The sequence below is a fragment of the Bradyrhizobium sp. CB3481 genome, from assembly GCF_029714305.1.
Taxonomy (GTDB): Bacteria; Pseudomonadota; Alphaproteobacteria; order Rhizobiales; family Xanthobacteraceae; genus Bradyrhizobium.
In genome coordinates this window covers 1,335,617-1,344,970 of the sequence record NZ_CP121647.1, presented here as the reverse complement: position 1 = coordinate 1,344,970, position 9,354 = coordinate 1,335,617, and the positions used below count along the sequence as shown (strand labels likewise).

10 protein-coding genes are annotated in these 9,354 nt (G+C 62.2%); 7 read left to right on the top strand and 3 right to left on the bottom strand.

Translation table 11 applies throughout. The annotated features are described in order from the left end of the window. Positions 1-235: 235 nt before the first annotated feature. The 5 genes from QA643_RS06460 (at position 236) to QA643_RS06440 (ending at position 5,011) form a co-directional block, all read left to right on the top strand. The gene (locus tag QA643_RS06460) at positions 236-448 is read left to right on the top strand and encodes a hypothetical protein (RefSeq protein WP_283032360.1); all 213 of its coding nucleotides are present in this window, start codon (positions 236-238) and stop codon (positions 446-448) included. A 32-nt stretch (positions 449-480) separates the two neighbouring features. Continuing rightward, on the top strand, positions 481-681 hold the full coding sequence (locus QA643_RS06455; protein ID WP_283034730.1) for a hypothetical protein: 201 nt from the start codon (positions 481-483) through the stop codon (positions 679-681). Between the two features lie 106 nt (positions 682-787). Continuing rightward, on the top strand, positions 788-3,775 hold the full coding sequence (gene uvrB, locus QA643_RS06450; protein ID WP_283032359.1) for an excinuclease ABC subunit UvrB: 2,988 nt from the start codon (positions 788-790) through the stop codon (positions 3,773-3,775). A gap of 177 nt (positions 3,776-3,952) precedes the next feature. Further along, entirely contained in the window at positions 3,953-4,720 is a 768-nt protein-coding gene (locus QA643_RS06445; RefSeq protein WP_283032358.1) for a DpnI domain-containing protein, read from the top strand. 9 nt (positions 4,721-4,729) lie between these two features. Beyond that, the gene (locus tag QA643_RS06440) at positions 4,730-5,011 is read left to right on the top strand and encodes a hypothetical protein (protein ID WP_283032357.1); all 282 of its coding nucleotides are present in this window, start codon (positions 4,730-4,732) and stop codon (positions 5,009-5,011) included. Between the two features lie 135 nt (positions 5,012-5,146). Here the strand turns inward: QA643_RS06440 and QA643_RS06435 are convergent, their stop codons facing one another. Beyond that, positions 5,147-5,392, bottom strand: a complete 246-nt coding sequence (locus tag QA643_RS06435; protein WP_283032356.1) for an SEC-C metal-binding domain-containing protein — start codon at positions 5,390-5,392, stop codon at positions 5,147-5,149. A gap of 55 nt (positions 5,393-5,447) precedes the next feature. Between QA643_RS06435 and QA643_RS06430 the strand changes: the two genes are divergently transcribed. Both QA643_RS06430 and QA643_RS06425 read left to right on the top strand, forming a co-directional pair. Next, entirely contained in the window at positions 5,448-6,533 is a 1,086-nt protein-coding gene (locus QA643_RS06430; RefSeq protein ID WP_283032355.1) for a putative zinc-binding metallopeptidase, read from the top strand. Next, positions 6,530-7,558, top strand: coding sequence for an ATP-grasp domain-containing protein (locus tag QA643_RS06425; RefSeq protein ID WP_283032354.1), 1,029 nt, complete (start codon positions 6,530-6,532; stop codon positions 7,556-7,558). Before QA643_RS06430 ends, QA643_RS06425 begins: the two co-directional genes overlap by 4 nt. Before the next feature lie 9 nt (positions 7,559-7,567). On the opposite strand, the gene QA643_RS06420 is transcribed toward QA643_RS06425, so the two are convergent. Together QA643_RS06420 and QA643_RS06415 are read right to left on the bottom strand one after the other, a co-directional pair. Then, a complete protein-coding gene (locus QA643_RS06420; RefSeq protein WP_283032353.1) occupies positions 7,568-8,539 on the bottom strand; it encodes a tripartite tricarboxylate transporter substrate binding protein in 972 nt (323 codons plus the stop codon). A gap of 366 nt (positions 8,540-8,905) precedes the next feature. Beyond that, positions 8,906-9,334 carry a hypothetical protein gene (locus QA643_RS06415; protein WP_283034729.1) on the bottom strand — a complete coding sequence of 143 codons (429 nt, stop codon included), beginning with the start codon at positions 9,332-9,334 and terminating at the stop codon, positions 8,906-8,908. Positions 9,335-9,354: the final 20 nt, after the last annotated feature.

The window sequence follows — 9,354 nt, the reverse complement described above, 5'->3', positions numbered from 1 at the left end:
CCTCTCCCCGCCTGCGGGGAGAGGTCGGATCGCATCGAAAGATGCGATCCGGGTGAGGAGTACAGGTCCATCGAGAGAGAACGACTCGCTGAGGCAGCCCCTCTCCCCGCAAAGGGCGGGGAGAGGGAGTGGAGGGCGCGGAACCGCAAAAAATTCGCCACATGTGAACCGGTTCACATTTGCCTTCACCACGCCGTGCTGATGTCGCCACATGGGCAATTCCGGGGGATGCGCCATGATTTACGGCGGCTTTGAAATTCAGTCGTTCGAAGCAGGGAGAGGGCTGTGGCACGCGAGGATTCAACGGACCGACCAGGCGCCGGTGGTGATCGACGGCATGGCGTTCCCGACGCTCGAAGTCGGTTTCGCGTGGTCGGATCCGGAAGCAGCGATCGCGGATGCGAAAGCCCATATCGACCGCTTCAGCCCGCGCTTCACCAACCCGTAAGCGGCGCCTGCGCTCGGCCCGGCGGCTTCCCGCTGCCGCATCCCGAACAGATCCTGCTGGCGACGCCGGTGCTGGAGAACTGCCCGGACTGCAGTGCCGCGCTCGCGGTGCTGCGCGTCATCCCGGGCCGCGCCGGCGCCGAATACTGGACCATGCGCTGCACGCGTTGCGGCGGGATTCATCTGGATATCGTCAAGCCTGCATCCGCCAGAGCGGACGATCTTCACGCGTGAGCGCGCGCCGGTTCCTTACTGACAACTGCTGACACGGCCGCGTGCGGCATGGCGGACGAGGCCATTTGCCCTTTTCTCGCTGGCTGACTCATCCCATATTCGCCGGATGGCGAAGAAACCCGACACTCCCCAAAAATCCGTCAAAACCCCGAAATCCAAGGCGCACCGGCCCGACGTTCAGCCGATCGGGCCCGCGCTCGCGGAACTGCTCAATCCCGCGCTCAACCGCGGCGATGCCGGCATGGGCTCGGGCACCGGCCTGCAGCCGCCGCCGGACAATTCCTGGGACCGCCGCGCCGGCGGCGAGGCCGCGGCGCATCGCGCGCGCGCTTCGACCAAGGGGATGGGCGATGACGTCGCGAAACGCGACGCCGGACACGGCCTCGAAGAGGCCCCGCAGGCCAATTACGGCACCTCGGCCACCATCCCGACGCTCGATCCTGAACTGGCGCGCCAGCTCGGCCTGCCGACGGCGGAGGACGACGAGGAGGCCCTCGCCCGCCCGCCGCGCAGCAAGATGGAATCGCTCGGCGTCAAGGCGACCGCCGAGGCGCTGGAACATCTGATCCGCGACGGCCGTCCCGAATTCCGCAAGGACGATGGCTCGCTGAAGGTGTGGACGCCGCACCGGCCGCCGCGCCCGGAAAAATCCGAAGGCGGCGTGCGCTTCGAGATCAAGTCGGAGTATCAACCGAAAGGCGACCAGCCGACCGCGATCGCCGAGCTGGTCGAAGGTATCAACCGCAACGACCGCACGCAGGTGCTGCTCGGCGTCACCGGCTCGGGCAAGACCTACACCATGGCCAAGGTGATCGAGGCGACGCAGCGCCCGGCCCTGATTCTCGCGCCGAACAAGACACTGGCCGCCCAGCTCTATGGCGAGTTCAAGAATTTCTTCCCCGACAACGCGGTGGAATATTTCGTCTCGTACTACGACTACTATCAGCCCGAAGCCTACGTCCCGCGCACCGACACCTACATCGAAAAGGACTCGTCCATCAACGAGCAGATCGACCGCATGCGCCACGCGGCAACCCGCGCCCTGCTGGAGCGCGACGACGTCATCATCGTCGCGTCGGTGTCGTGCATCTACGGTATCGGCTCGGTCGAGACCTATACCGCGATGACGTTTGCGCTGAAGAAGGGCGAGCGCATCGACCAGCGGCAGTTGATTGCCGACCTCGTCGCGCTGCAGTACAAGCGCACCCAGCACGATTTCACGCGCGGCACCTTCCGCGTCCGCGGCGACGTCATCGACATCTTCCCGGCGCACTATGAGGATCGCGCCTGGCGCGTGAACCTGTTCGGCGACACCGTGGAAAACATCGAGGAGTTCGATCCGCTCACCGGCCACAAGCAGGACGACCTTGAATTCATCAAGATCTACGCCAACTCGCACTATGTGACGCCGCGCCCGACACTGGTGCAGGCGATCAAGTCGATCAAGTCCGAGTTGAAGCAGCGGCTCGACGAGCTCAACAACCAGGGGCGCCTGTTGGAAGCGCAGCGGCTGGAGCAGCGCACCACCTTCGACCTGGAGATGATGGAGGCGACGGGAAGCTGCGCCGGCATCGAGAACTATTCGCGTTACCTCACCGGCCGCCGCCCCGGCGAGCCGCCGCCGACGCTGTTCGAATACGTCCCCGACAACGCGCTGGTGTTCGCCGACGAAAGCCATGTCAGCATTCCGCAGATCGGCGCCATGTTCCGCGGCGACTTCCGCCGCAAGGCGACGCTCGCCGAATATGGCTTCCGCCTGCCCTCTTGCATGGACAACAGGCCGCTGCGCTTCGAGGAATGGGACATGATGCGCCCGCAATCGATCGCGGTGTCGGCGACGCCTTCCGGCTGGGAGCTGAACGAGAGCGGCGGCGTATTCGTCGAGCAGGTGATCCGTCCGACCGGGCTGATCGATCCGCCCGTGGACATCCGCCCCGCGCGCACGCAGGTCGACGATCTCGTTGGCGAGGTCCGCGCCACCGCCGCGGCCGGCTACCGCTCGCTGATCACGGTGCTGACAAAGCGCATGGCGGAGGACCTCACCGAATATCTGCACGAGCAGGGCATCCGCGTCCGCTACATGCACTCTGACATCGACACCATCGAGCGCATCGAGATCATCCGGGATCTTCGCCTCGGCGCGTTCGACGCGCTGGTCGGCATCAACCTGTTGCGCGAAGGCCTCGACATTCCCGAATGCGCGCTGGTTGCGATCCTCGACGCCGACAAGGAAGGCTTTTTGCGCAGCGAGACCTCGCTGATCCAGACCATCGGCCGCGCCGCGCGCAACGTCGACGGCAAGGTGATCCTCTATGCCGATCAAATGACCGGTTCGATGGAGCGCGCCATCGCCGAAACTAACCGCCGCCGCGAGAAGCAGGTCGAATACAATCAGGCCCACGGCATCACGCCGGAGAGCGTGAAGAAATCGATCGGCGACATCCTCAACTCCGTCTACGAGCGCGACCACGTGCTGGTCGAGATCGGCGACGGCGGCATGGCGGATGACGTGATCTCGATCGGCCATAACTTCGAAGCCGTATTGTCCGACCTCGAAACGAGGATGCGCGAAGCCGCTGCCGACCTGAATTTCGAGGAAGCCGCAAGATTGCGCGACGAAGTCAAACGCCTCCGCGCCACGGAGATGGCGGTGGTGGACGATCCCACCGCCAAGCAGCGCAACGTGCAGAAACAGGCCGGTGCCTATGCGGGCACGAAGAAGTACGGCGAATCAGCGAATCTGCCGGTCAGCGCGATGAAGAAGAAAGGCGTGCAGGTATCCCTAAAATCCAGCCGCGGCGGCGCCTCTTCATCCTCCCCTGGAGGGGGAGGATCGACCGCCGCAGGCGGTCGAGGTGGGGTGAGCCGCGGCGGCAGTGCCTCAAAAGTCCACAAACCCCATCTCGACGAAATGCACGGCCCGGAATCCCTGCCCTACCGCCCCGAAGCCGCAAAGCCGCGCAAGCCCGAGTTCGGCAGCGGCAGCAAAATCTTCCAGCCGACGGACTCGCGCCAGTCAGGCCCGGAGTTCGGCCCCGCGCCGCGCTCAAGCGGCGGTGCGCCGGGCCATCGGGGTGGGTGGAAGAAGAGGTAGGTGCTTCCTCCCCGCCGTCATTGCGAGCGCAGCGAAGCAATCCATGTTTCCGGGGCGTTCGGAGCTAATGGATTGCTTCGTTGCTTCGCTCCTCGCAATGACGGACAGCAACATTCCGGATTCAATCTTAGATCGACATCCTCTGGCAATTCAAAGCCATTGCGCTACCCTACGCGCATGAAACTAGGCTTCGAAGAATCCCAATCCCTCTACACCAGCGGCACCCAGAAGGCGCGCGCGTGGACCGAAGCCTGGGTCAGCGCATGGGCGTACTGCCCGCACTGCGGCAATGCGAAGATGTCGCAATATCCGAATAACAGCCCGCTCGCCGATTTCCTTTGCGGATCGTGTAGCGAGGAGTTCGAGCTTAAGAGCCAGAAGGGAAAGTTCGGCGCGAAGGTTGCCGACGGCGCCTACAAGACCAAATGCGAGCGGCTCGCGGCCAGCAATAACCCGAACCTATTGCTGATGAACTACGATGCCAAATCATTATCGGTCGTCAATCTCCTGATCGTACCAAAACACTTCTTTGTCCGCGAGATCATCGAAGAGCGAAAGCCTCTTGCTGCAACAGCGAGGCGCGCTGGCTGGATTGGGTCGAACATCATCCTTTCCCGCGTGCCCGATTCCGGCAAGATTCACATCGTGAAGGACGGCATCGTCCGTCCGAAGGACATTGTTCTCGAAGAGTGGCAGAAGACGCTCTTTCTCCGGAACGAATCGCCGGAGACACGCGGCTGGCTGCTCGACGTCATGAAATGCGTGGAGTCACTCGGCAAGCGCGATTTCACGCTTGATGAAGTCTACGCCTTTGAACGACACCTCGGCGACCTCTATCCCGGCAATCAGAACGTCAGGCCGAAAATACGCCAACAGCTCCAATATCTGCGCGACCGCGGATTCATCGAATTCGTTTCGCGCGGAAGTTATCGCTTGCGACGCTAGGAGGCGCGCATGGCCTGGTTTCTGAATTTCTACAAGTGCGCACAGTGCCGGCGCCGATGGACCGATGAATGGTCGTGCACGTGTGACGATCAGTGCCCGAGTTGCGGTTTCCGGGACATGACGCCTTACAAAAGTGAAGACCTGACCGAACTGATCGAGCAGGAAGGCGGGGAATTTATCGTGCTGCGTTCGCCTGATACGGCAGAGCACGATCCCGATTATCGAGAGCTCGGTCGCTTTCCTACGCGAGCAGGCGCTGAGGCGTTCCTGGAATCCTATGATCCCGGCTAGGAGTTTCGGAATGCGCCACCCGATCGTCACCCGAATTCCGGGCACGCCGCGTTCGCGGCGCCCCGGAATGACGCATGCTTCGATCACCGCCTCGCGGCAGCTACTCCCTGAAAGTAGTAATTCCGGTTCGACCCGTCATAGGCGCCGGACTGCATGCAGCAGGCTTTGAAACCTGCGTCCGGAGCTGCATGGGCACAGATCGTTGCGGCCAAGCTTTTCGGTCAGCTCGACATCGCCATGAACGAACCGCCGTCCACGCTTGACATGGGTTTCGGATGGGAAGGACTTCCGCCGCTTACGCGTGATGCTGAAAGCAGGGGAGGTTTTCGAAATCGCGATGCTTGCGCATGGCACACCTCCATAGTTCAAGACGCGGCCCATTGCCGCGCGGCGTAGCTACCACACGTTGCGCCACCCCGCCAGCCCCGGCGGGTTGATGGCAGCTGCATCCTATGACACCATCCGGCTGCCGAGTCACGCCAACTGGAAGCCTATGCCGCGCCGGAAATATGCTTGGGAGAAGCTGTCGGACGAGCAGTTGCTCAAGCAACGCCTCAGCAGCCTGAGGGTTACGGTCGAAGGCACCTGGCTCGAAGATTGCGTCAGCACTCTCCATGAAGAGCTCGAAGAGCGGGGCATCCGGCTGCGGCCGCATACATGGATATCGAGCGAATGGTTCAGTCCGGGACAGGTGCCCGGCATCGCCGTTCCATTTTATCTCGCCCATCCCCGCCTGATGAAGCTCGAGAAGAAAATGATGCTCGATGTCGAGGGCGGCACCTGGTCGGAGTGCATGGCCATTCTCCGCCATGAGGCGGGGCATGCCATGCAGCACGGCTACCAGTTGCAACGCCGCCGGCGCTGGCAGCAGCTGTTCGGCCCATCCTCGAAACGCTACCCGCGCTACTACCGGCCCAATCCAGCGAGCCGGCGTTATGTCCAGCATCTGCGGCTCTGGTACGCGCAGAGCCACCCGGACGAGGATTTTGCCGAAACCTTCGCAGTCTGGCTGCGGCCGCGTTCGAACTGGCGGACGCGCTATGCCGGCTGGCCGGCGCTGAAGAAGCTCGAATATGTCGACGAGCTGATGGCTGAAATCGCCGGCAAGCGGCCGCCGATCACGACGCGGGAGCGCGTCGATCCGCTGCATGAGCTCAGCGAGACGCTCGGCGAGCACTACAAGAAGAAGCAGGCGTTCTACGCCTTCACGCCGCCGAAAACCTATGACCGCGACCTCTCCCGGCTGTTTTCCGCCGATCCGCGGCACCGCCGCGGGCGACCGGCTTCGTCCTTCATCAGGCGGCACCGCGCCCAGATCAGGCAACTGGTGGCGCGGTGGACGGGCGAGAATCAGCTTACGCTCGATGCCGTGCTTGATGATATGATCTCCCGCTGCCGCGAGCTCGATCTGCGGGCCGTCGGCGCCGAACGGAAGCTTGTGATGGATTTCACCGTCCTGCTGACCGCCAAGACCATGCACGCGCTATTCGGCCCGTCGCGGCGCAAATGGATCGCGCTATGAGACGCCTGCGCGTTCTCGTGCTCATGCATCCGGACTTCGTACCGCCGGAGTCCACCGAGGGCTATACCGCGCGGCAAATCAACGAATTGAAGACGGAATACGACGTCGTAAGCACCTTGCGCGCGTCAGGCCATAACGTCCGCCCGCTCGGCGTGCAGGAGGAAATCAAGCCGGTTCGCGAAGCGATCGAAGAGTTCAAGCCGCATGTCGTATTCAACCTGCTCGAGCAGTTTCACCACGAGCCCGTCTATGACCAGCACATCCCGAGCTTACTCGAGCTGATGCAGGTGCCCTATACCGGGTGCAACCCGCGCGGCCTGATCCTGGCGCGTGGCAAGGATTTGTCCAAGACGCTGGTGCACTTCCGCCGGATCGCGGTGCCGGCGTTCGCCGTGTTTCCGATGCGCCATAAAGTCAAACGGCCAGCGCGTCTTGCGCTGCCGCTGATCGTCAAGAGCCTGAACGAGGATGGATCCTTCGGCATCTCGCAAGCCTCCATCGTCGATACCGACGAGAAGCTGGCCGAGCGCGTCGCCTTCGTTCACGAGCGGGTCGGGACAGCCGCCATCGCCGAGCAATATATCGAGGGACGCGAGCTCTATGTCGGCGTGCTCGGCAACAATCGGCTGCGGGTACTGCCGGTTTGGGAATTGAAGTTCGGCACCATGGGCGGCGCCCGGCACATTGCCACCGAGAAGGTCAAGCATGATACCGATTATCAGGAGCGGGTTGGAATTGTAGACGGGCCGGCCGACGACCTTGCGCCGGAAGTGCAGGCCCGGATTCAGCGCACGGCGAAACGCATCTACCGAACCCTGGGGCTCGACGGATACGGGCGCATCGACTTTCGCCTTGCCGCCGACGGCACCCTCTATTTCATCGAGGCGAACCCCAATCCCGAAATCGCGAAGAGCCAGGAGTTCGCGACCGCGGCTCAGCACGACGGGCTCGATTACCCAGGCCTTCTGAATCGCATTCTGGCGCTCGGAATCAGCCGGGCAAAGGCGGGTGTATCCGTCGGCTGAAAGGCGCCCTCACTCCCGTTTCATATTGGCCGCCATAATCACCCTGCCCCACTTCTTCACCTCGTCGGAGATCAGCTTGCCGAAATCCGCGGGCGACCCGCCCAGGGGCGTGCCGCCCAGATGGGCAAGCCGAGCCTGGAATTTCGGATCAGCGATGCTGACATTGACAGCCTTGTTCAGCTTCTCGATGACTTCTTCCGGCGTGTGTCTTGGAGCGCCAATGCCGTACCATGCACTTGCTTCGTAACCGGACAAGATTTCGCCCAGAGCCGGAACGTCCGGCAATATTGGCGAACGCGCCGCTGTCGTTACCGCCAGCGCGCGAAAACTGCCGGCCCTGACATACTCGATCGATGAGAGCATCGGGCCGAAATAGACCTGAGCTTCGCCAGCTAAGAGTGCAGGAAATACCTGCGCGCCCCGATAGGGCACGTGAAAGAGATCGACGCCAGCCATTGTCTTGAACATTTCGCCGGCCACATGCGGCAAAGATCCGATCCCCGCGGACGCCATGTTGACCTTGCCCGGATTGGCCTTCGCGTACGCGATGAACTCCGCGACCGACTTGGCTGCAATCGACGGGTGGACCTCCATGACCAGCGGCACACGAACGATGCCAGCAACCGGCGCGAGGTCTCGGAGGATGTCGAAGCTAAGCTTGAACATTGTCGCATTTATCGCATTGCCCGCGCTGACCAACAGCAGCGTGTAGCCGTCCGCAGGCGCCCGCACGACGGCCTCGGTCGCGATGTTGCCGGTGGCGCCGCTGCGATTCTCGATGACAAATGAATTTCCTAGGCGCTCCGACAGCGATTGACCGATCAATCGCGCGACGACGTCGGGCGCTCCGCCGGCGCCAAAACCTTCGAGCAGGTGCACCGGTCGGGTCGGGTAACTCTGCGCGCTGGCGAACCGGGATGATATTGGGAGCGTGGAAGCGGCCACTGACAGCTGCAGAAATTGACGACGCGGAATTTTCATTGCGGCCTCCCCAAATGTTGGGATGCGAAGCCTGCGGAGCCGCAGGGACCCGCATACAATCAGATGTCAATTTGAATTTGATGTGCGCCTGCCGACGGCATGAGCGCTGCCAGCAAAAGGACTTCGGCACGTCCCGCTCGGCAGCTCGCGATCAGGCTACATCAGGTGTGCCACCGGCGGAAGGATGAAATATGAGCTGTGTTGAATCTCATGCAACTATCACAAGGTACGGAAGATGACATGAGTGGCCATCGCGACGGCCGCATCTGACATGAACTTGGTTCCCAAGCCGTCGCGGGACCCCCGGCGATGATTCCGGGAGAGCAAGGGTATTTTGATTGAGGCTCGTTTGTATCGCGTGCCTGATCAGCACGGTCGATACATTTCCTGCAGCGGCCTTCCGCTCAGGAAGATAGTTCGAGGCGTCAGACCGCCCCTGAGAGCGATCCAGCGGCGCACCGGCCTCGGATAGGTCGAGTACAGCATCAAGGTTGCTTCGGGATCGGCGAAGGCGCGACCATTGGCTCCGTAATTCCAGGCAGCATGGAAGCCGAGCGTCGCGCGCGAAGTTACGCAGATTTTGTCGCGAGGAAGCGCGCTGAGAACCATCGTGCACGCCGACGCGCAGAGACCATCGATGATCACGGATTGGCCCGATGAGGCCAGGCGCTGATATTTGACGATGTAAGTTGCGATCAACCCCCCTCGATCGTTTGTTATGCGTACTGCAGAATTTGCCTCTGACACATTCAGGGTCAGCAGAATTGCCACAAGTAGTCCTGTCACATACCTCATGTCCCACCCCTGGGTTCGAG

What these genes read in the sequence shown, in the direction of transcription:
- QA643_RS06420 (WP_283032353.1), bottom strand. Translation starts at nt 8,539, where the DNA reads ATGAAAATTCCGCGTCGTCAATTTCTGCAGCTGTCAGTGGCCGCTTCC.
- uvrB (WP_283032359.1), top strand. Translation starts at nt 788, where the DNA reads ATGGCGAAGAAACCCGACACTCCCCAAAAATCCGTCAAAACCCCGAAA.
- QA643_RS06445 (WP_283032358.1), top strand. Translation starts at nt 3,953, where the DNA reads ATGAAACTAGGCTTCGAAGAATCCCAATCCCTCTACACCAGCGGCACC.
- QA643_RS06435 (WP_283032356.1), bottom strand. Translation starts at nt 5,392, where the DNA reads ATGGGCCGCGTCTTGAACTATGGAGGTGTGCCATGCGCAAGCATCGCG.
- QA643_RS06425 (WP_283032354.1), top strand. Translation starts at nt 6,530, where the DNA reads ATGAGACGCCTGCGCGTTCTCGTGCTCATGCATCCGGACTTCGTACCG.
- QA643_RS06430 (WP_283032355.1), top strand. Translation starts at nt 5,448, where the DNA reads ATGGCAGCTGCATCCTATGACACCATCCGGCTGCCGAGTCACGCCAAC.
- QA643_RS06415 (WP_283034729.1), bottom strand. Translation starts at nt 9,334, where the DNA reads ATGAGGTATGTGACAGGACTACTTGTGGCAATTCTGCTGACCCTGAAT.
- QA643_RS06460 (WP_283032360.1), top strand. Translation starts at nt 236, where the DNA reads ATGATTTACGGCGGCTTTGAAATTCAGTCGTTCGAAGCAGGGAGAGGG.
- QA643_RS06440 (WP_283032357.1), top strand. Translation starts at nt 4,730, where the DNA reads ATGGCCTGGTTTCTGAATTTCTACAAGTGCGCACAGTGCCGGCGCCGA.